The 21894-nt window shown below is 38.3% G+C and carries 18 protein-coding genes and 1 pseudogene; 5 read left to right on the top strand and 14 right to left on the bottom strand.

Translation table 11 applies throughout. The features are described from left to right. Positions 1–24: 24 nt before the first annotated feature. A pseudogene (locus tag IE867_RS09075) lies at positions 25–495 on the top strand (transposase); the annotation flags it as partial. Between the two features lie 99 nt (positions 496–594). Here IE867_RS09075 and IE867_RS09070 read toward each other — a convergent pair. The 5 genes from IE867_RS09070 to IE867_RS09050 form a co-directional block, all read right to left on the bottom strand. Then, entirely contained in the window at positions 595–1485 is an 891-nt protein-coding gene (locus IE867_RS09070; protein ID WP_192484404.1) for a PulJ/GspJ family protein, read from the bottom strand. Between the two features lie 17 nt (positions 1486–1502). Beyond that, complete coding sequence (locus IE867_RS09065) at positions 1503–1832, bottom strand: type IV pilus modification PilV family protein (protein WP_192484403.1); 330 nt, start codon at positions 1830–1832, stop codon at positions 1503–1505. Between the two features lie 340 nt (positions 1833–2172). Next, positions 2173–2955 (bottom strand): TatD family hydrolase, encoded by a 783-nt coding sequence (locus tag IE867_RS09060; RefSeq protein ID WP_192484402.1) that lies wholly within the window; start codon positions 2953–2955, stop codon positions 2173–2175. Between the two features lie 23 nt (positions 2956–2978). Continuing rightward, positions 2979–3551: a hypoxanthine-guanine phosphoribosyltransferase gene (locus IE867_RS09055; RefSeq protein ID WP_192484401.1), complete on the bottom strand. Its 573-nt coding sequence runs from the start codon at positions 3549–3551 to the stop codon at positions 2979–2981. A 148-nt stretch (positions 3552–3699) separates the two neighbouring features. Then, positions 3700–4707: an OmpA family protein gene (locus IE867_RS09050; RefSeq protein ID WP_192484400.1), complete on the bottom strand. Its 1008-nt coding sequence runs from the start codon at positions 4705–4707 to the stop codon at positions 3700–3702. Positions 4708–4941: 234 nt separating this feature from the next. On the opposite strand from IE867_RS09050, the gene IE867_RS09045 reads away from it, so the two are divergent. After that, complete coding sequence (locus IE867_RS09045; protein ID WP_192484399.1) at positions 4942–6732, top strand: aminopeptidase P family protein; 1791 nt, start codon at positions 4942–4944, stop codon at positions 6730–6732. Here the strand turns inward: IE867_RS09045 and IE867_RS09040 are convergent. The 4 genes from IE867_RS09040 to rpe form a co-directional block, all read right to left on the bottom strand. After that, positions 6727–8922, bottom strand: coding sequence for a UvrD-helicase domain-containing protein (locus IE867_RS09040; RefSeq protein WP_203250302.1), 2196 nt, complete (start codon positions 8920–8922; stop codon positions 6727–6729). The two genes, IE867_RS09045 and IE867_RS09040, sit on opposite strands and share 6 nt — an antisense overlap. Positions 8923–8926: 4 nt before the next feature. Beyond that, positions 8927–9211, bottom strand: a complete 285-nt coding sequence (locus IE867_RS09035) for a superinfection immunity protein (RefSeq protein ID WP_192484398.1) — start codon at positions 9209–9211, stop codon at positions 8927–8929. A gap of 144 nt (positions 9212–9355) precedes the next feature. Next, positions 9356–11050, bottom strand: a complete 1695-nt coding sequence (locus tag IE867_RS09030; RefSeq protein WP_192484397.1) for a type III PLP-dependent enzyme domain-containing protein — start codon at positions 11048–11050, stop codon at positions 9356–9358. A 362-nt stretch (positions 11051–11412) separates the two neighbouring features. Further along, a complete protein-coding gene (gene rpe, locus IE867_RS09025) occupies positions 11413–12072 on the bottom strand; it encodes a ribulose-phosphate 3-epimerase (RefSeq protein ID WP_192484396.1) in 660 nt (219 codons plus the stop codon). Between the two features lie 174 nt (positions 12073–12246). Between rpe and IE867_RS09020 the strand changes: the two genes are divergently transcribed. Continuing rightward, positions 12247–13575 carry an NCS2 family permease gene (locus IE867_RS09020; protein WP_192484395.1) on the top strand — a complete coding sequence of 443 codons (1329 nt, stop codon included), beginning with the start codon at positions 12247–12249 and terminating at the stop codon, positions 13573–13575. Between the two features lies 1 nt (position 13576). On the opposite strand, the gene IE867_RS09015 is transcribed toward IE867_RS09020, so the two are convergent. Both IE867_RS09015 and IE867_RS09010 read right to left on the bottom strand, forming a co-directional pair. After that, a complete protein-coding gene (locus tag IE867_RS09015) occupies positions 13577–14911 on the bottom strand; it encodes an ABC transporter ATP-binding protein (RefSeq protein ID WP_192484394.1) in 1335 nt (444 codons plus the stop codon). A gap of 122 nt (positions 14912–15033) precedes the next feature. Further along, positions 15034–16836 carry an ABC transporter permease gene (locus tag IE867_RS09010; protein WP_192484393.1) on the bottom strand — a complete coding sequence of 601 codons (1803 nt, stop codon included), beginning with the start codon at positions 16834–16836 and terminating at the stop codon, positions 15034–15036. 238 nt (positions 16837–17074) lie between these two features. Between IE867_RS09010 and IE867_RS09005 the strand changes: the two genes are divergently transcribed. After that, positions 17075–17968, top strand: a complete 894-nt coding sequence (locus IE867_RS09005; protein ID WP_192484392.1) for a hypothetical protein — start codon at positions 17075–17077, stop codon at positions 17966–17968. A 26-nt stretch (positions 17969–17994) separates the two neighbouring features. On the opposite strand, the gene ampD is transcribed toward IE867_RS09005, so the two are convergent. The 3 genes from ampD to IE867_RS08990 are packed head-to-tail and all read right to left on the bottom strand — an operon-like array spanning position 17995 to position 21263. Then, a complete protein-coding gene (gene ampD, locus IE867_RS09000) occupies positions 17995–18537 on the bottom strand; it encodes a 1,6-anhydro-N-acetylmuramyl-L-alanine amidase AmpD (RefSeq protein ID WP_192484391.1) in 543 nt (180 codons plus the stop codon). 60 nt (positions 18538–18597) lie between these two features. Beyond that, positions 18598–20016, bottom strand: a complete 1419-nt coding sequence (locus IE867_RS08995) for an exodeoxyribonuclease I (protein WP_192484390.1) — start codon at positions 20014–20016, stop codon at positions 18598–18600. Between the two features lie 56 nt (positions 20017–20072). Beyond that, positions 20073–21263, bottom strand: a complete 1191-nt coding sequence (locus tag IE867_RS08990; protein ID WP_192484389.1) for a YihY family inner membrane protein — start codon at positions 21261–21263, stop codon at positions 20073–20075. Positions 21264–21276: 13 nt separating this feature from the next. On the opposite strand from IE867_RS08990, the gene wrbA reads away from it, so the two are divergent. Continuing rightward, entirely contained in the window at positions 21277–21861 is a 585-nt protein-coding gene (wrbA, locus tag IE867_RS08985; RefSeq protein WP_192484388.1) for an NAD(P)H:quinone oxidoreductase, read from the top strand. The last annotated feature ends 33 nt before the right edge of the window (positions 21862–21894 follow it).

The raw sequence follows: 21894 nt of genomic DNA, 5'->3' as shown, positions 1-21894 counted from the left end.
TAGCATTTTAAAGTATAAATGTCACTTAGCAACTCCATGGAAGCCTCATTCTGTGTTGGCACATTAGAAGATGCGTTATTGCATTACGGAAAGCCTGATATTTTTAACAGTGATCAAGGGTCTCAGTATACCAGCACTGAATTTACAGGGCTTCTTTTAGCAAATGATATTAAGATTAGCATGGACGGTCGAGGTCGTGCCTTTGATAATATTTTTATAGAACGCTTGTGGCGTAGCGTTAAATATGAAGAGGTTTACATAAAAGATTATGCTGATATGCAAGAAGCCAAACGCTCATTAAAACGATACTTTGAGTTTTACAATTATGAGAGACATCACCAAGGTCTTGCGTATAAAAAACCAGCTGAGGTTTACTTTAACACTAGCTATAAAAATGCTGATGCTGACGCATTTAAAGAGAAACTATTATCCGGCTTAAAACCAAATGAAAACATTTGTTTGAAGCCTATAGTTGATGAGTTGAATTTGCAGTAGAAAAATATCCCATTTTTATTGCAAAGTGGTCTAGACAATGGGGAGTACTTTACCGAAGCGCTTTCAAACTCGTGGACAATATAAGTATAGACAGCCTACCTACAAAACATTTGCCTTTAACGCGATTAAAATCGTATAGACTTGCCCTGAAACGGTATAACGAATCTCTATGCCTTTGACGGCTTTGTACCAAAGCTCAAGATAATTAGCTGCACCATCTGCTTGGACATTATTCCAAACACCGTCGACATAATAGCGAATTTGTAAATCATCCACATTAGCAATGAGCTCTTGCGTATTATCTGCATCAACATTAATCATAAGACTTCTAACTCCAGATACCTCACGTAAATAGAGAATATAGACATGATATTGCGCCAAGAAACTGCCCGTGGCATAGCTACGCGCTGGCCCCTGCTCAACAGGAACGCTATACTCTATAGGCGGCCCTGGATCTGAAACCGTTGCATTAGCATTTGCTTTCATCACTTGATAACCTGTTTGGTCCGCTAGCAATATATAGTCATCATTACCAATATTTAACCCTGTTGTGATATTGACCGGAAAATCGCTGGCTGCAATAGCCTCTGGCGATAGTTCACTGGAAATAACCCCTTGCAACATTAAAAAGTCAGTCCCCGTGACGTGATTACTTGGAGCAAAGAAACTTAATGAACTTGCGGCATAGACAGGCGGATAAGATAAAGGGTTATAAATTAAACTTGGCACCCTAAGCTCCACCTGCTGCCATGGCCATAAACCATAGAGCGACGGTGAAGTTGATTGATCCACAAGATTACGAAAGGTTTGGGCAACAATGCTTGCCTCGGTATTATCTACTAGCTCAGTGACTGTGCGCGTGTAGCTATGACGCACGGTGTAATACATCTCACCTGCCATCACCAAAACAAAAGCAGCAACAGCAATACCTACAAGTACTTGAATTAAACTTGCACCTTGCTCTTTTGTTTTAATCCTTTGAGTATGCATCTTCACCCTCCTTAAGCCTATGGTGTCACCACAGCAAAGGTGCGCTGCTGCTCAACATTTAATAAAGTATTGCGTCCAGTTAATTCCGTTGTTCCTTGGGTAAAGACAATATTACCAGTTTGTGCGGTATCAATCGCATCTCCGGTAATCCATGAATTTTCAATACGATTATCCAATAGAATATCAATAGCAACTTCGTTATTTGTACGACTTGCCACAGTGGCTGAGCGCAGCATCACTGCCATAAACGAGGTAAAGACAAAGACCAATATAGTCAGTGCAATTAAAGATTCAATCAAACCAAAGCCCGCTTGCTTGCGTGATTGATAATGATGTTTATTATGCATCAGCTTTGTACATATTTTATGTTTTTTATATTTTCTATCACACACCATGGCTCCTTCCTTAATTATCTCAATGATACATGCTCATCATCAATTTAATAACTGGAGTTATACACTTTTTCTATCTCAACACCCCACCTCGCAAGCTCTAGTACCCCTCTTGAAAAGAGGAGAATATAAAATCACCGTACCCAATTCCCCTCTTTGCAAGAGGGGTGGCAGCCGTAGGCTGACGGGGTGTTTGTAAAATCATCGTTTTTCTATAAATGCATAACTCTGATTATCAAAAGTATAGCCTGAGAAATATTTTTTTGAAGCTTAGCAATCGATTCAAACGTTCTTTTTATGCATTGATTCCATTAAACAAGCGCTTAGTATTTTCTTTTGTTGCATGACAAAAGCGCTCAAAATCCTCACCACGCAGTTTTGCTAAGCACTCAGCAACATAATAAACATATGCCGGATAATTGGGTTTCCCGCGATACGGAACGGGTGTCAAGTACGGTGCATCGGTTTCAATAAGCAGCCGATCTAGTGGAATTTTCCGCGCCATCGACTGCACATCTTGTGCATTTTTAAAGGTCACAATGCCTGAGATTGAAATATACATCCCCATGTCTAGCGCTTTTTTTGCCATATCCCAATCTTCAGTAAAGCAATGAAGCACGCCACCACATTGGTCAATGCCATGTGTTTTTAAAATAGCTAATGTATCTTCTTTAGCACCACGTGTATGAACAATTACAGGCTGTTGTAGTATTTTTGCCGCTTCAATATGGGCAATAAACTTCTGCTGTTGTAGTGAGTGTGTCTCTTTATCATTGTAATAATAATCAAGCCCTGTCTCGCCAATCGCAACACATTTATCATGATCGATATGATCGATAATGGTTTGTGCATCAAGCGGTTGAATACCTTCAACTTCACTGGGATGGACACCGACGGAGTAATAAACGTCGGGAAATGTTAAGGCAATGGATTTAATTGCTTCGACATCTTCCAACGTAGTCGCAATAGATATGATTTTTTCAACACCTTTCGATGTGGCTTCAGCAACAATCTCCTGAAGCGTTGGTTGCCCTTCTTTTTGTAAATAGTTAAGGTGACAATGAGAATCAATGATCATAAGGAAGAATAATAAAGAAATGATTAAATCATATGTTTAGCGTCTACGGCACGAATCTCTGGTACATTGCGCATATAACCATGATAATCCAAACCAAAACCAAATAAAAACTCATTTTCGACTTCAAGACCAGAGTAATCTGCTTTGATCAATCCACCTTTGTCTCTTGGTGCTTTTTTATCAAGCATCACTGCCGTTAAGACATTCAACGCACCACGATCTTCGTAATAGCGCTTAACTTCAGATAAGGTTAAACCACCATCTAAGATGTCATCAAATAAAATCACCGTTCGACCTTGTGGGTTAATATTAGGTGTTTTAACCCAATTTAGCATATTGGCCCCCGTATACTCATTGCCATAGCGACTGGCATGAATATAATCAACCTGCAACGGAAAGCGCAAACGTTTAACAATCTCTGAGGTAATAAACAAACCACCATTCATCACGCACACAGCAATCGGATTATCTTTGATGTGATTTTGTGTAATCTCAGTTGCCACTTTTTCAAATGATGCTTCTAAAGTTTGCTGAGGTACAATAACACGTGAAGCATCAAAGACTTCTTTAATGAAAGTAGGTGTAATTTTTGACATGGATTTTGAAGTTTCGCTTTATGGAAATTTCGAGCTATTCTATCCGATTTCCGAATGAATGCGAACTAAAAAATTTAAGAAATAGATAACAATTAAGAACAAGTCAACCTTGACAAAACAAGGCTGCTTGCAATTTAGACAAAAATAATTACTGAACCTTTAAAGGAACTGGAATACTTGCTTCAACACGTTGGTTAATGGATTGATTAGCTTTTGTTGTGTTTGGTACTAATGGGCGTGTATAACCATAACCAACCACTTCGATATTGCTCGCGTCAACACCTTTAGAAATCATGTATGATTTAACCGCTTGCGCACGGTTTACTGATAACTGCTGGTTGTATTGTGCAAATGCTGGACCTTTTTTACCTTGTGAAGCAAAGCCTTGTAATACCACTTTCTTGATATCATACTCATTCATAAAGTTAATTAGGTTGCCAATTGCCGCTTTAGCTTTTGCGTTTAATGCATAGCTGCTATAAGCAAATTTTGCATCTAAGTGCATTGTCACTTTATCACCATCAACCGTATAGCAACCGATAGATTCACGTGTCATAGCCGAAGTACCTGCTTGACACTCCATCACATTTTTTGGCAACGCATAAGCTGCATGATACTCATCTTCACGCGCTTGTTGATCTGCAGCTACAGGACCCATAGCGCCATAAGCAGATGTATCATTCGCACCACCGAAGTACAAGCCAAGACCAACACTAATCATACTACCATTTGGTGTCTTAGAACCAAATGATTGTAGGTAACGATAGTCAGCTGATACATAAGCATTTGGCGCAAAGTCATACTTAACACCTAGACCTGCATCAAGACCAAATGAATTGGTTGTCATATCCATGTAACCGCCACCAATGGCAACATATGGTGTGAATTTCGTATTATTAGCAAAATTCCAAATACCTTCTGCTAAAAAAGTTTTTTGGTTGTTACCCATGTAGCTGACACTTGCTTGTGCTGCAAGATTTTTGTTAAATCCATAACCAACAGTGCCCGATACAGCAGGACCACTTTCAGAATAGCTGTGATTAACATAACCGCCTAAGCCAAACTGTCCATATAATTGATTGCTATGATCATTTGCTGCAAAAGCTGCTGAACACAAACCCGCCGCTAGTAGACCAACAATGATTTTTTTCTTCATGTTTCTTCCTCATTTTTTCGGTTATAAAAATAGTTTATCCATAACAGGACGTTGCGGGAGCCTCACAATAAGAAGCTAATCCTTTTAATCAAACCGTGGTTAGTATAGTTAACTTTTTAGCAGACTGGGAGTGTTGTTAGCGCTTTTTCAATGAAAAAATTTAAATTTTATTGTCTATAGCAACTATCTACGATTAAATACCACTAGTTTATGAAAAGCAATAGGGAGCACTTCATGCTAGACACTGCTATAAAAATTCAAACATTACGTCAATTAATGCAACAAAAACAATATGATTTTTATCTTGCACCATCAACAGATGCACATAATAACGAGTATTTACCTAAAGCTTGGCAACGCCGCCCTTGGATAAGTGCATTTGATGGTAGTGCTGGCGAGGCATTGATTGCTCAAAACAATGCCTTTCTTTGGACAGATGGACGTTATTTCTTGCAAGCTGAAGCGCAGCTTGATAGCAGTATCTATAGCTTACAAAAACAGCAAGGTTTTGTTTCCGAGTTAGAACATTGGCTAAGAGACAATGCCTATGGCAAAACCATTGCGATTGATCCAACCACCCTATCGATTAAACGCGCTGAGCACCTTGAGGAGCTAATGCACTCCCTCGAAGGAAAATGCATCTTTGATCAAGATAATTTGATTGATCAAGCACGTACCACACTTAATGATCAAAGCGCATTACCACATGCCAATGTTTTTTTACAAAAAGATCATTTCAGTGGCAAAGATACCACGACAAAGCTTAAAGAGATGCGTGCACTAATGCACAAGAACAAAATAGATGCATTAATTGTTAGCATGCTTGATGAAATTGCGTGGTTACTTAATATTCGCGGTAATGATATCAACTTTAACCCATTAGTGATTAGTTATGTAATCCTCTATCAAGATCGTTGTGAGTTTTTTGTTGATGCGTCTAAATTGAGTGATGAGGTTAAAGCCACGCTGAATACTCAAGGGGTTAGCATCATAAGTTATGATGCGTTCTACCCAAAATTATCAAAGCTTCAAGGTAAAATCTGGATTGATCCTAATACGGCAAATTATGCGATATTACAAAACTTAAATATTGAATGTAATGATCATTTCGCGCCATCACCTATCGCACTTGCCAAAGCATGCAAAAACATCACTGAAATTGATGGCAGTAAATATGCGCATAAAAAAGATGCTATTGCGATGATCGAGTTCATTTATTGGCTTGAAAACCATTGGCATGAAGGTGTTGATGAGCTTAAAGCGCAAGATATGCTATTGAAGTTCCGTCAAAAGCAACCTAACTTTAAAGGTGCAAGTTTTGATACGATTAGCGGCTTTGCCTCAAATGGCGCAATTATCCACTACCGCTCATCTGAAAAGACCTCAAAAGTCATTGATAACAGCAGCCTTTACTTACTAGATTCAGGTGGACAGTATTTGGAAGGTACCACAGATATCACTCGTGTATTTCATCTGGGCAACCCAACATCAGAACATAAATACTATTACACTTTGGTACTTAAGGGGCATCTAGCCATTCAAAATGCGAGCTTTCCTAAAGGCACACGTGGCGAGCAGCTAGATACACTAGCGCGTCAGCCATTATGGCAACAACAGTTAAACTACGGTCATGGTACAGGTCATGGCGTTGGCAGCTTCCTATGTGTGCATGAGGGACCACAGCGCATTTCTCCGGCCTTTAGCAATCAATCGCTTGAGCCTGGCATGATTGTCAGTAATGAACCTGGTGTTTATTTCCCTCATCAGTTTGGCATTCGCATCGAGAACTTATGCTTTGTTAAACCAATGCGCGAGCAGGCACATCATGATTTTGGCGATTTTTATTGCTTTGAAGATCTCACGCTTGTGCCTTATGCGCGCAACTTGATCGATACTGCACTTTTGACCAATGATGAAATTAAACAGATCAACAGTTACCACTTGCGTGTCGAAAAAGAAATATTGCCAATGATTAGTGATGAGAACATCAAAGCATGGTTGATTGCACAAACTAGCGCATTATAATTTTGTCAGCTTTGCCATATTAGCAAGTAACACCTTCTTACCACCTCCGGCTTGAAAATCGATGTGATAGCAAAGATCATCATTTTGCCCTTCGGTTTTTAAAACCACGCCTATACCAAACTTTGGATGAACAACACAATCACCTGATTTAAATGCATTGCTATTCGCACTTTGAATTTTCATAAACTCAAAAGGCGACATGCCAAAACTTGCTTTCTTAGCTTTTGGCAATGGTGTTTTTTTCACTTGCTGGCGCACATATTGAATATACTCATCCGGAATCTCATCTAAAAATCGCGACTTAATCTGATAATTAACATCCCCATATTGATGGCGAACCTTACTGAAACTTAAGGTGAGATAACGCATTGCACGCGTGATACCAACATAACAAAGCCGCCTTTCTTCAGCTAATTTTTCACGCACTTCAATCGAGCGCGACGATGGAAATAAGCCATCTTCAAGTCCTGTCATAAACACATAAGGAAATTCAAGCCCTTTTGCTGTATGAAGTGTCATCAATTGCACGGCATCCATATTATCCTCAGCTTGCATCTCCCCTGATTCAAGCACGGCAAAGCTTAAGAACTCAACCAATAAATCTTCATCAGCAACATCCTCCACGGGCGGAATAAACTCATTGGCGGCATTAACTAACTCTTTTAAGTTTTCATGCTTTTGTTGTGCTTTCTCAGCTTTTGACTCCTGATACATCAGCATTAAACCACTGGCATCAAGCACATGATGCATTAACTGCCCTAAAGTCAATGTATCTTTTAATGCAGACATATCCTCGATCAAATCAACAAATCGCTGCAGTGCTTGAGAGGCACGACTACTAAAAGCTTTTATTTCAAGCATCTGTAATGTCGCATGCCACAATGACAAATCATGTGCTCCAGCATATTCACGGATACTTTCTAGAGTTTTATTACCAATGCCGCGTGTTGGTAGATTAATTACTCGCTCAAAAGCTAAGTTATCGGCACGTAGTGCAATCAAACGCATATAAGCCAATGCATCTTTGATTTCCGCACGATCAAAGAAACGTAAGCCCCCATAAATGCGATAAGACAATCCGCGTTTAAGTAATGCTTCCTCAATCACACGTGATTGCGCATTAGAGCGATACAATATAGCAATATCAGCCAAGGAAATAGATTGATTATGATGTAAATCATCAATTTTATCGGCAATATAATCCGCTTCATCGCGCTCATTAAATGCTTCATAAAGCGCTATTGGCTCACCCTTTTCAGCTTCAGACCACAGCATCTTACCCATGCGTTTACTGTTATTGGCAATCACCGCATTAGCCGCATCTAAAATAAGCTGTGTTGAGCGATAATTCTGCTCCAAACGCACGACTTTTACGGGAGACAAATCCGCCAAGTAATGTTCAATATTTTCAACCTTAGCACCACGCCAACCATAAATAGATTGATCATCGTCACCCACCGCCATAAAGGTGTTATTGTCTGATTTTAGACACATCAACCATTTATATTGCACACTATTGGTATCTTGAAACTCATCAACCAATACGTATTGAAAGCGCTTTTGATAATAGCTACGAAGCACTTCATTGTGTTTAAATAACTCATAAGCGTATAGTAGCAAATCAGCAAAATCTAACGCGTTATCCGCCTTTAAACGTGCTTCATAAGCTTGGTATATTTTAACCACTTCACTATCAAATTCGGCTGTTGGCAGATCAATCGCACGAATGCCTTCGTCTTTTTTACCATTAATAAAGCCTTGAAAATACTTAGGTGGGTAATATTTCTCATCTAGGTTTAAACTTTGAATGACTTTCTTAACGACTTGTAATTGGTCATCTTGGTCGAGCACTTTAAAGCGTCGATCAAAACCGATCTCTTGTGCGTGTTGACGCAACAACCTGTGTGCTATGCCATGAAATGTACCAATCCACATGCCAACTGTTGAAAAGCCCAAAAGCGCCTCAACCCTACCGCGCATCTCGCGTGCTGCTTTATTGGTAAAGGTCACTGCCAATATATTCAAAGGTGAAACATTTCTCTCCTGACACAAGTAAGCAATGCGATGCGTTAACACACGCGTCTTACCACTACCCGCTCCGGCTAGAACCAATGCATTTTCATTCGTTAACAGTACAGCTTCTTGCTGCGCTTTATTTAGCGTTTTGATCATATCTAACATCACGGTCATCACATTAAGCACCATGGTAGTGGTGTTTTTCGACGATAATCGTACGTGGTTGATAAGCAATTGCCAAAATTAAGCAGATCAACCAAACAATAAACGTAAAGCCCAACAATAAGTTAACAATAAAGATGATAATCGCACTTGGATGCTGCTTTTTAAAAGCAATATAGCTTGGTAAAAAATAAAGCATCAATAACAATACGCCAAGTAACACAAGCATTGAGAATGGGAAAAAGAACAAAACAGCAACAATGACTGCAACAACAAACAGTAAATTAAGTAAAACACGCATAAGCACACCTTAGGTTTAGTTTATAGCCACCGCAAAATCATTTACGATGGGTATAGTCTTTTTTATCTGGCAAAATCATAACAAAGATTGCTTATGAAAACCAAAGCAATCGTATTTTTATCTGCTTATTACTGTCTTTTTGGTTTAAATGTTATTTAGTATTTGTTGATTAAAATCATAAGCCACTTGTTCAGCATCTGCCAATTGCAAATATGGATTGCCACTTAGAATATTATCCAACAATAATTGCTCACGATCTGTTAACTCTTCCGTTAAGTGAAAATAGGCCAAACGTTGCAGCCTTGAGCTTAATTGCAGCGGATTATGTCCGTACTGATACAATAGTGCATGATAATCTTCAGCCTGTTCAATATGCAACATACATTCATCAAAAGCTACAAAATCCACCTCAACAGAAGTCGTACGTCCTATGATATTATGCTTGCTACTGAGCATATCCTGATAAGCGCCGACAAACATAAAGGCAAGATCATTAATCTCAGTGCATGGCAAATTAATATAATCATTGCCCTCTTTGTCTTTAAAAACACCATCAGCATCACATGAAATATCAAATAACTGGCAATCGATACTTTCTTCTTCTGAGTAATGTGTTACTGGTAATAGTGGGAAATGCTGCCCAATCCCCCAGTGATCTGGTAAAGATTGAAACAGTGAAAAATTAACCCATAGTTTTTGCGCATTGTGGCCACCCAAATAACTAACACCTGAGCTTTTGACCAAATCAACTAAGTTGATTTCACCATTTAACCACCCTGCTTGTAAAGCCTCATCGTAGATTGTTTGAGTTACGATTTCATTTTCTGATTTTTGATAAAGAGGTGAAGCGATCAACACACTTGACATCGCTGTCACAGCTCTGCCTGACTCAGTAATAATGCTTGGGTGAGGCAATTGAAAAAGATCGACAAAATAGCTAAATGTCCTAACAATCGTCTCAGCATAATATGGCAATTGAAAGCGTGGATTTTGGGTATCCTCATAATCAATACCTAAGCCACCACCTAAATCAATCATTGTGAGATTTGTGCAATCACTTAATAGGTTGCCATATAAGCAAACCATCATATTAATATGCTTCTCCACCTGACTTAATTGCTTAAGCTGTGAACCGATATGCCCATGCAGCAATACCACCTTATCACTCAAATTAAGTGCTTTTAGTTCATTATTGACAAAATGAATGTCTTTTAAGCTAAGACCAAACTTAACACTATGCAAATCCTCATGAAACGGCTTTGTGCGATAGCCTAATTTAAAGCAAATGGCTGATTCATAGCTTAGAGATTTAACAACTGCTAATTCATCAACATTTTCGAGCACCATAATGACCGTATAACCTAGCTTAGCAGCTAAGTTCGCAAGTTCGTAAAACGCCTTGTCTTTAAAGCCATTACAAATGATATTATTTTTTTTTGCAGCAAGTGCTAAAACGCTTAATAACTCAGATTTACTACCCACTTCAAAGTTAAAAGGTAAGTCATATTTATGAGCACACTCTTTTAAGGTTTCCATCACCGCAGCATTAGGATTTACTTTGATCGGATACGCTAATTGATAAGCACCTTGATAGCGGTAATTCTCCATTGATTTAGCAAAACTTTGGTAGAGATTTAACATCCTATCTTCAATGATGTGTTTAAAGTTGAGTACACAAGGCTTACTGCCGCCTTTTTGTAGCACTTTGTCAATGATTTCAGTCAGTGGTTTCGACTGTGTGAAACTCTGACCATAATGAACACATAGCTGATTGTTTTGATCATAACTGAAGTAAGGCTGAAATGTATTACGTGTGTTAAATGAAAATATATTGCTCATAGAAAATCTCCTTCTATGAAAAACCTTTGATAGATCAAAAGGCCATATTAACAGAGGGTCATTGCGTGATTAGTCACACAATGCATCAATTTATTCACTAAAGGCCATGTAAACTCCCGTTTTGTGCCAATTAAACAATGTCCGATCCTCATCAGACGTATTTGATTTTAAGCATTAAATTCATGTTTGAATCAGTGCTAAAAATCAAGACTGCTAAAAATTTCGCATAAAGTAACAGCAAGTTATTTCACTGTAAATAATTTTTTTTGCTAAAAAAATAAAAAGATTATTCACACTCTCTATTCAATGTGATTACTGGCTTTATTGTGTTTGTTTATACAGCCATTTTGATTGCTGGTTACTCAGCCTAATTGTTGGCGCATTTTATCAATAATTTCTTTATAATCTCTCTCATTAAAAATTGCTGATCCTGCAACAAACGCCTGAGCGCCACAGTTTGCAATTTTGGCAATATTATCGACTTTCACCCCACCATCAACCTCTAACAAAATATCGCTTTTATATTCTTTAATCCATTGTGCTGTTGTGCTTATCTTATCATACATCGCATCGATAAAACTTTGTCCGCCAAACCCTGGGTTTACCGTCATGATGAGAAGTCTGTCGATCCTCTCAAGCACATGTTCACATACATTGACAGACGTTGCTGGATTTAAAGCAAGACCGGCATCAATGCCAAAGGATTTGATCAAACCAAGGCTTCTATCAATATGCTTTGATGCCTCAGGGTGAAAGACTATACTCGTCGCTCCCGCTTTAGCAAAGCTCTCAATCATCGCATCAACAGGCTCAACCATTAAATGCACATCCATGCCAGCATTAATACCATCATCTCGCAATGCCTTTAAGACCATTGAACCAAATGTTAAGTTAGGGACATAATGATTATCCATCACATCAAAATGAATATTATCAGCGCCCGCTTTTAATACTTTTCTAACATCATCACCTAAATGCGCAAGGTTTGCTGACAAGATGGATGGATTAATTTGAAAATGCATTTAACAATACTCCTTATAACAACTCTATAATCAATGAGATTGTACCTTAAAGCATCGCAAAATACTTACGCTTTATTTGAAGCAATTCGCGTATTGAATCAATGAGATTTTACAATAGCATGTTTTTTATTTCATGCTACAATAGCGCGCTTGGGAACCCAGCTTTAATCCATTATGAATTTTTTACATTTTTTACGTCGCTATTTTGAGTTTACTAAATATAACACCAACCTACGTACCGAGCTTATTGCAGGTGTCACGACATTCCTAGCAATGCTATATATTATCGTTGTTAATGCCAAGATTCTTTCTCAAGCAGGTATGCCTGAGAATGCTTTGGTAACAAGTACCGTCATTATCTCAGCATTTGCCTCTATTGCTATGGGCATTTATGCGAGAAATCCTTATGCACTTGCCCCTGCGATGGGTATGAATGTATTTTTCACCTATACCATTGTTAAAGCATGGGGCATTCCTTGGCAAGTGGCATTAGGTGCAGTGTTCTGGTCGGGGGTTATATTTGCTCTATTGGCAATTTTCAATATCCGCACCAAAATTCTTGCAGGGATCCCTGATGGGGTTAAACATGGCATTGGCGCAGGTATTGGCATATTTATTGCCTTAGTTGGTTTTTATAATGCAGGCTTTATCCATCAAGCACCTTCAGGTTTATTGGAAATCGCGCCATTAACCGCTGAAACGCTCATATTCTTAATCTGCTTTTTTGCACTTATTATTTTCTTAGCCTGTCGCTTTAAAGCAGCTATTTTACTGATGATTATTTTAGGATGTATTATCTCCTTTCCTGTTGGGCGCTTCTTTGGTGATCACATTATCATGCATACACCAGATCATATCTTCTCACTGCCTGATTTTTCACTATTCTTCTCAATTGATTGGTTGGGTAGCTTTAAGATTGCTATTATTCCAGCAGTTTTCACCTTCTTATTTATTAATATTTTTGACAGCACAGGAACGTTAATCGGCTTAGCGCAAGCATCCAACTGGTTTGATAAAGACGGTCAACCGATTCGTATTAAGAAATCACTGATTGTGGACTCATTTGCTTCAGCCTCTTCTGGTCTTTTAGGTAGCTCACCAACCTCTGTGTATGTTGAGTCAATCACAGGCATCTCTGTAGGTGGGCGCACTGGATTAGTCGCTGTCGTTGTTGGCGTATTATTTTTGCCTTTCTTATTCTTGGCACCTTTAGTTATGATGGTGCCAATTTTTGTTGTCGCCCCTGCACTCGTGATTGTTGGTAGCTTTATGCTGTGCTCTGTTAAACAGATTCATTCGGATGATTTAACACAAGCCATCCCTGCTTTTATGACGATTATTCTTATGCCACTGACATTATCAATATCAGAAGGTATTGTTTGGGGTATGGTCAGCTGGTTTGTAATCGTACTGGTTCAAGATCGTAAACAACTAAAGCCAATGCCAGTAATCATCACTTTCTGTTGTTTTTTAATTATGCTGAACTCGCTAAAAGTGATCTAAGTTAGGTATTTGTTTCATCAAGGCTTAACACGCCAAGTGCGGCATCATATTCAATGATCTCAGCATAACGCGCCCAACCGATAAAGGTGTTAAACACACGTGCTGCTTCATCATCACTCAAATGATCCTCAAGCTCTGATAAGAAGCGTGATTCAGGTGCTTTCTTATTTGGACGTTCTTTTAGCACTTTAACGACATGGCGCGCTAATGGAATGTGCTGCACGAGCAATTTAGAGAATATCACTTTACGCTCTTCAATATCAGCATTCATAAACTGCTTACCTAATGCTGTCATCGTGATATCCCCGTCAGAAACACTCGCCAAATGCAATACGGATAATGTTTCAATAATCGGGAATAAATCATCAATATCCAAACGTACATGATCCGCCAAGTCTGGTAAGTCGATTGAGCCTTTGGCTTGAAGATCATCCATCTCAGTTAAAAGACCTGTTAATTCAGAGACCTCAGCATCCGGTAAGCGATAACCGATAGTAAGTGCTTTACGCTTATTCATACGCTCTGTTAACTCACGTGTTTCTGCCGTTGTCATCATTCGATAAACTTCATCAATCAAATCTCCAACCGCCTCATCATTTGAGTTTCTAGGATGTGGTAACTCAACCTTCAACTCACCACGAATAAAGCCAGGATTGCTACCAAAAATAATAATTCTATCCGCTGTTAATACCGCCTCTTCAATGTTATGTGTGACATATAAAATGCCCTTCATCGCATCATTTTTTTCCCACAGCTCAAGCAAATCTTCACGCAAGTTCTCAGCAGTCAATACATCAAGTGCTGAAAACGGTTCATCCATTAATAACAAATCAGGTTGCAACACTAAAGCACGTGCAAAACCAACACGTTGACGCATTCCACCTGAAAGCTCTTTAGGATACGCATTTTCAAATCCATCTAAACCAATCATATCAATCGCTTTGAGCGCTTTTTCCTTGCGCTCTTTAGCATTTATATTGCGAGCTTCAAGACCTAGCTCTACATTTTGCAACACAGTAAGCCATGGCATGAGTGCAAAACTTTGAAAGACCATCGAGATATCTGGCACGGGTCCTGAGACTTTTTTCTCGCGATATACCACCTCACCAGTTGTTGGCGCTGTTAATCCAGCAATAATTCTAAGAAGGGTTGACTTACCTGAGCCTGATTTACCCAAGAGTGCGACAATCTCACCCTCTTTCATCGAAAAATCAACGTGATCCAATACCACCAAATCTTGGCGATCTGCCTTTTTAAATGCTTTAGAAACTTTACCAACATTTAAAATGATTTTATTTGTGGTTGGTTTTATCTTACTGATTGCTTCAATTGCCATTACAATTACCCACCGTTGTTTTTACTTTTTACTTTTTACTTTTTACTTTTTATTTTTTACTTTTTATCTTTCTATCTTTTAAGTTTTTACACTTTCAATTGCTTAGCTCATTCGTACTAGAGTTACATATTCATGCTAAAGCGCTTCTCAGCATAGTTATACAGTCTGCGCCAGAACAATTTATTGGTCAGTACCACTAGAATACACATCACGACCACACCAAGGGCTATATTAGCAGTATGATCTCCTGGTGCGTTATACTGCTCAGAAATATAAGCCCCAATACCGGAGGCCGTAATCACCGAGTCTTTTCCCCAGTTAATATACTCACAAACAATACTAGCATTCCAAGCACCACCAGCGGCAGTAATCGCACCTGTCACATAAAACGGCATCACGGCAGGAAATAAAAACTTAAACCATTTAACCATGCCTTTTAATTGCATGTTTTTAGCTGCCATTTTTAACTCATATGGAATAGCAGAGGCACCTGCAATCACATTAAATAAGATATACCACTGTGTACCTAGTGCCATAAGCAAAATGCACCAGATATTAAAATTTAAATTAAAGGCGATAACAACTGTACCAAATAACCCATAAAGCACATTCACAGGAAAAGCGGCAAAAATCTGCGCATAAGGCTGCACTTTCTCAGCAACTTTTGGTCTTAAGCCAATCCAAATCCCAATGGGCACCCAAATAATTGAAGCTAATACAATAAGCACAAGAACCCTAAGAGCAGTTAATGCACCATAACCAAAGACTTTAGCAGTCTCAGCAAAAGTGATTGGATCTTCTTTATTACCATAGATAAATTGCCAAGATAAATACAAAAATAAAGCAACACTTAATGCAACACACAGCTGCCAAATAGCGGCTTGTAGTCGAGAGTTTTCACGCTCATTTTTTTGATGCTCGATTTGATTATAGTTTTTACTTAGGTCTTTTTTAAGATAGGAGATATTCACCAATCGATTGGCTTGCACTGCCATAAAATGACTAAAGCTTTGCAAAACAGTTGAACGTTGTAATAACGTTAAAAACCATGAGTTTGAACCTGTTTCTTGTTGCATATCACTGACGACAAACTTCTCAGACCATTTAACAATTGGGCGAAAGATAAGTTGATCATAAAGCACAATCACAACAAGCATAACGACAATGGCCGCAATAACTGCTGTGAAATTTCTTTCATTATTTGCCTGATCGATAAAAGTACCAATCCCCGGTAAATTAATAGCTGCTGACGTTGTCGCTGAGAAATTAACGACAATACTTTCAGATGCAACAATCATAAACCAGCTGGCTGACATTGACATCATTGTATTCCAGATGAGTCCAGGCATTGAAAAAGGCACTTCAAGCTTCCAAAAACGCTGCCAACCTGATAATTGATACATATCAGCCGCTTCACGCAGCTCTTTAGGAATCGTTTTAAGTGATTGATAAAAACTTAACATCATATTCCAAGCTTGCGCAGTAAAAAGTCCAAAGATTACTGCCAATTGCGCGCCCCATAACGAATACGGAAAGATCGCGAGAAACCCGGTGATAGTTATAGCTAAAAAGCCCAAAATTGGAATCGATTGAAATATATCGATAATTGGGATAATCACGCTCTCCGCACGTTTGCTTTTAGCAGCCCATGCACCAATGACAAAGCTAAATATAAATGAGCAAAACAATGCAATAAACATTCGCACTGTGGTATCAGCTGCATATCTTGGTAGATTCCACAGATCCATTGAGATATGCTCGTATTGTGTCACACTCGTAAGGTTACGATAATCAACATTACCACCTAGCGAGCTGCACACCCAAGCAACAACAAACACCATTGAAAGTACAAAAAATAAAGAGAAAATATCCCACTTACTTGGCAAAAGCCGTGTGGCAGGAATGTTGTAGAATGATTTTTTCATTGTTATTAGGTCTTAGCCTTCCATCATGGGATGAGATTCTACCTGAAGCGCTTAACAAAGGAAACAGTAGGATATTTTTCTTTTTTTGATATCCATTATTACTTCAAGATAATCTGCCGACAACTACAAAATAATGATTAAATTACATAATTTAAACACATAATCCCCTCATAATTGATCACAGCATATCCAAGATATGATTATTTACATAAACGATCAACATATAAAGGGGAGAATTATGAAATCAATGAGCATCAATACAAAATACAAGTATTTAATGCTGTCAAGTATATTTGTTTTATCTGGTTGTGGCGGAGGTGGCGGCAGCGCCACCACGGATAATGCCCACACAGGCGTTTTATTAAAAATAAGTGCTAACACTCCCATTGCTCTTACCTCAAAAGGTGCATCCTCCCATCAAGTTGATTTAAGTTATAATCAGAATAATTTTAACATTGGCAATAATACTACCATTCCAACTAATGGTTTTCTGACTTCAGTCAATGATTATTTATCAAGCAAAAACATTACGCTTAGTAACCATAATTGCCCTCAAGAGCTTAATGTGTCATCAGGCTTTACACCTTGTCATTTGCAAGTTGAAAACACCAGTGATCATGCGGTCATTATTGGCGGTAGTATAGATAATTATCTTGATCCTGACAAAAATGAACTATCAACCACACATCTATTTGATGAGACGACCTTCACATCAGCTGTGACGATATCCAATAATGGCAAAGGATTCAATCCACCTATTTTTGCAAATACGACTGAATCAGGATTTCAAAGTAATTCACCTTATATTTACAGATCAAACGAATACTATGTTGTTTTGGGTAGTTCTGACGTCAACATATCCGCATCTATAGGCAATCATCCTTTACAACAAAAAACACTTCAATATGTTAATGACCAACATCAAACAATCAAGCTAGTATATTTCACTATTAGCAAAAGCGATTATACTACAGACACTTCCGCCATGCTGAGCTTTAAGAACCTACCAAATAATACATCTGTTCTTTTCTTAGGTAAGCTTGATCCTAATAACTTTCTAACCAGCATAAATACAAACTCAATAATGGGCGGGAAGTTTTTATATAGAAATACCTCATTTACCCAAGCTTGATTTTTTCATTCTTAACCTACCCATCGTTAGATATATTCCCGAAAACATGCCCAATCAAACCCAATGCCTGGATCTGTTTTGCGCGTTGGCGCAATATCACTATGCCCAACAATATTATCTTTAATTGCAGGATATCTTGTAATAATTGCTTTTGTCAGCTCAATTAAACTTGTGTATTGTGCTGAAGTAAAAACTGTTTTATCAGTGCCTTGCAGCTCAATACCGATTGAGAAATCATTGCAATTGCTTTTGCCTTTATAAGTACTCACTCCGGCATGCCAAGCTCGATCTTCAGTTGCAACAAATTGGATAATCTCACCTTGCCTTGTAATATAAAAATGACTTGAGACTTTAAGGTTTTTAAGATCTTTAAAACTTGGATCTAAGTTACAATCCAGATCATTTAGAAAGAGTGATTCAACATAATGGTTATCGTACTGCCCTTCTGGCAAGGAAATACAATGAATTACCAACAAATCAACATTTGTATCATCTGGCCGCGCATTATAATTGGGTGATTTTATAATCTTGGCTTTATTTAGCCAGCCACTGGCGTCTAACTGCAACATTTTTATTACCTACCTTTTCAAAATTGGGCGTATGCAATACGCCCCTACGTTATTGTTTTTTTACAAAGACAAATACGCCTCTAACTCATCAAGTAAGTACAGCTGCTCTTCAGTAAGTTCGCTTTCACGCAGTTTCTGGATACGCTCATAAACTTCAGGAATCGAGACTTTACGCCCGCCTTTAAAATCAACAGGCATATTTTGAGGGTCAAAGCTAGCAACCTTCTCTAAGTATTCCTGAAACTCACCTTGCATTTCAGGTGTTAGCTTATCTGGTGCCATTCTACCGATAACACGTAATGCACGCTCATACAGCCCACGATTCATCTCACGCATTAGTTTAATCTTGTCACCAACTGCTTTTTGATGAAAATGCTCACACAATGCCTGCTCAGCATAATTCATAAACCCTGCTGTATAAAGTGAGGCATCAACGTCAATATGTTCGACCTCTGGATATTTAAAATCTAAAGCAGATTCTTTAATATCTACAAATAAGCTCGGATTTTGAATTAAGAATTCTTTATTGCGTTTAATCAGTGCGATACGCTCTGGTGATAAATGCGCTAAAAAGCGCTTTTTCGCAGGCAATACCAGTGGCAAGTCACCCCATTTTTTGTTCACCGTTAAGAAATGCTCTGATAAATTATCAATATTCACTTCGGTCAGCTCAGCATAATCAAGGCGTAAAAAGCACCACTGATTTTTATAATGCCAATGCTGCCCGAAATTAAGTACTGGCAACATAAAGCGCTCATTATAACCAAAGCGCCCTGAAATCATTAAAGCTTGCTGATAATCCTCACCATTAATATGTAGACCAATATCCAATTGTGACAAAATCTTTTGATCTTCAGTTTTATTAAAACGTGCGCTTAAATACGCCCACATTTTAGGTTGGTGTGATCTTAATTTACGCGCCAATTCCAAAGTAACAAGCACATCGGTTAATGCATCATGCGCGCGCCCTTCAGTATACAAGGCGTTTTGCGCATTGATGTCTTCTAACTTCAATGACACCTTATTCTCATCATTAATAGGCCAACTAAGCACCTCATTGGCAAATAAATAAAAGGAAGCAACTATTGGATATAAATCCATGCGTGAGCAATTATTTTTATATTGATGATCATATGCTGGAAATAAATTCTTAAAAAAAGCAAAACGCAAAAATTCATCATCAAAGCTTAAAGTGTTATAGCCTAAGCTCACCGTTTCAGGGGTGTTGAACAATGCATAGATCTTTTTAATCGCTTCATATTCAAAAAGCCCAGTATTGGCTTGTTCAATCGATATATGATGAGTAATCGATGCCTCAGGATTGGGTATCGTATCTGGGTTTAATTTGATTAAAAACTCATAACGCTCAATTTCATTTAGCATCTCATCGGTGCGCACTGCTGCAAATTGAATGATTTGATCAAAGCATTTATTGATTCCAGTTGTTTCCAAATCATAGAAAAGAAAAGTTTTTGCCATGAAGTTTTCACTCCTTACCATCAATTGCCACAGTGTAATCCCTTTGCTGTTGAATGTCAGTGATCATTCGAAATAAAATCAATTAAAGGCTTGTCCATTTGCTGATAAATGGTTTTTCTTAAGCCATTTAATGCCTGATTGCGATCATCTTGAAGTGACAAAAAGCTATGCATATTTTGATAAAAATCATTGAGTTTTTCTTGTGATAAATCACAACTTAAAACATATTTTTGCTCTTGGGTAATGCTGATATATTGATATTTTACTAATGCGATCAAAACAGCATCTAATAGCTTTAAATCAATATGTGACAAATCTTTTGCACATACCTCTTTATCAATCGCACATTTGCTTTTTTGCTTGATATATAAAAGACGCAACACATCAATAGCCAAGCTAAATTGCGGTGTTTTTTGCTTCACGCGTAACACCGGTGGCACACTTAACATCCGCACAACGATAGCACCTAATAAAAATAATTGCCATGAAATCGCAATCCATAAAATAAACAGTGGAATAATCGCTAATGTGCCATAAAGCATCTCATAGGTTGGTAAGTTTAGCGCATACCATGCAAATACTTTTTTGGCTAAATCAAACACAACTGCCATCATCAAACCACCTAATAGCGCATGCTTGAATTTAACACGCGTATATGGCACGACTTGATAAATAAACGTAAATGCAATGAAGTTAAAAACAAAAGGTAAAACCTGCAGAAAACTTATCAGCTGACTAAACCCATCATTTAACCAATGCCATGATAATAAGTAAGAGCTCAAGCCTAAGCTTGCCCCAACAAGTAAAGGTCCCAAGCTCAATACCGCCCAATACAATAAAAAAGCCTGTGATAAGGGACGTTCTTTTTTGACCTGCCAGATATCATTTAATACTTTTTCAAGCGAGCGCATCATCATAATACTAATGAAAAAAAGCACCACAACTGCAGTAATCGGCAATCCCGCACGATTCTTCATAAAAAGCTTCAAATACTCATTTACGGCCTCACCTGAGCTTGGCAACATATTGTGCAAAATAAACTGTTGAAAATCGCCTTGAATGCTTTTAAATGCAGGCAGCATGCTTAAAATTGAAATTGACACCATAAGAAGTGGTACCAAGGCAAAAAGACTTGTCAAAGCCAAACTGGATGCCTTGGTTAAACAGTTTTGTTGCAAATATTCCCTAAACACTGATACCCAGAAGTGGCTAAATCGCTTACTATAGCTTTGTATTAACTTAGTCATAAGGATCCTTTTTATGCAAAACATCTTAGTCCTTTATTATAGTCAAGGCGGTTCAACAAAAGCAATGGCGGAGAAAATTGCGCAAGGCGTTGAACTTGGTGGCTTAGAAGCAAAGCTTAGAACCGTGCCAAATGTATCAGCCAATTGCGAAAAAACTGAAAGTGACATTCCTGATAGCGGCGCGATTTACGTAACCAAAGAGGATCTTATTAATTGCTCAGGCATTATTATGGGAAGCCCTACGCGCTTTGGTAATATGGCGGCACCGCTTAAATACTTTATCGATACGACCAGTGATTTATGGTTTAAAGGTGCATTAATCAACAAACCTGCAGCTGTTTTCACCTCCACAGCAAGCTTGCATGGCGGTCAGGAAACTACCTTACTTTCGATGATGCTGCCACTTTTACACCATGGCGCAATGCTCATTGGTATTCCCTATAGTGAGCCCTCGCTGCAAAATACGCAAACTGGTGGCACGCCCTATGGTTTGAGTCATTACAATGGTATCAATTCCGATAAACCACTTTCTCAAGATGAGATTATCTTAGCAAAAGCCTTAGGAAAACGGGTTGCTGAAATTGCCAAACAAAAATGATAACCCTTCTCAGTTAGATTGACTTAAACAAAA

The organism is Cysteiniphilum marinum (assembly GCF_014857925.1).
Lineage (GTDB): Bacteria > Pseudomonadota > Gammaproteobacteria > Francisellales > Francisellaceae > Caedibacter > Caedibacter marinus.
Note: the sequence above shows the minus strand (reverse complement) of the source record. Positions and strands in the feature narration are given on the sequence as shown.

Coding starts and splice junctions, on each gene's coding strand:
- IE867_RS09070 (WP_192484404.1), bottom strand. CDS start 1,485: ATGCATACTCAAAGGATTAAAACAAAAGAGCAAGGTGCAAGTTTAATT.
- IE867_RS09065 (WP_192484403.1), bottom strand. CDS start 1,832: ATGCATAATAAACATCATTATCAATCACGCAAGCAAGCGGGCTTTGGT.
- IE867_RS09060 (WP_192484402.1), bottom strand. CDS start 2,955: ATGATCATTGATTCTCATTGTCACCTTAACTATTTACAAAAAGAAGGG.
- IE867_RS09055 (WP_192484401.1), bottom strand. CDS start 3,551: ATGTCAAAAATTACACCTACTTTCATTAAAGAAGTCTTTGATGCTTCA.
- IE867_RS09050 (WP_192484400.1), bottom strand. CDS start 4,707: ATGAAGAAAAAAATCATTGTTGGTCTACTAGCGGCGGGTTTGTGTTCA.
- IE867_RS09045 (WP_192484399.1), top strand. CDS start 4,942: ATGCTAGACACTGCTATAAAAATTCAAACATTACGTCAATTAATGCAA.
- IE867_RS09040 (WP_203250302.1), bottom strand. CDS start 8,922: ATGACCGTGATGTTAGATATGATCAAAACGCTAAATAAAGCGCAGCAA.
- IE867_RS09035 (WP_192484398.1), bottom strand. CDS start 9,211: ATGCGTGTTTTACTTAATTTACTGTTTGTTGTTGCAGTCATTGTTGCT.
- IE867_RS09030 (WP_192484397.1), bottom strand. CDS start 11,050: ATGAGCAATATATTTTCATTTAACACACGTAATACATTTCAGCCTTAC.
- rpe (WP_192484396.1), bottom strand. CDS start 12,072: ATGCATTTTCAAATTAATCCATCCATCTTGTCAGCAAACCTTGCGCAT.
- IE867_RS09020 (WP_192484395.1), top strand. CDS start 12,247: ATGAATTTTTTACATTTTTTACGTCGCTATTTTGAGTTTACTAAATAT.
- IE867_RS09015 (WP_192484394.1), bottom strand. CDS start 14,911: ATGGCAATTGAAGCAATCAGTAAGATAAAACCAACCACAAATAAAATC.
- IE867_RS09010 (WP_192484393.1), bottom strand. CDS start 16,836: ATGAAAAAATCATTCTACAACATTCCTGCCACACGGCTTTTGCCAAGT.
- IE867_RS09005 (WP_192484392.1), top strand. CDS start 17,075: ATGAAATCAATGAGCATCAATACAAAATACAAGTATTTAATGCTGTCA.
- ampD (WP_192484391.1), bottom strand. CDS start 18,537: ATGTTGCAGTTAGACGCCAGTGGCTGGCTAAATAAAGCCAAGATTATA.
- IE867_RS08995 (WP_192484390.1), bottom strand. CDS start 20,016: ATGGCAAAAACTTTTCTTTTCTATGATTTGGAAACAACTGGAATCAAT.
- IE867_RS08990 (WP_192484389.1), bottom strand. CDS start 21,263: ATGACTAAGTTAATACAAAGCTATAGTAAGCGATTTAGCCACTTCTGG.
- wrbA (WP_192484388.1), top strand. CDS start 21,277: ATGCAAAACATCTTAGTCCTTTATTATAGTCAAGGCGGTTCAACAAAA.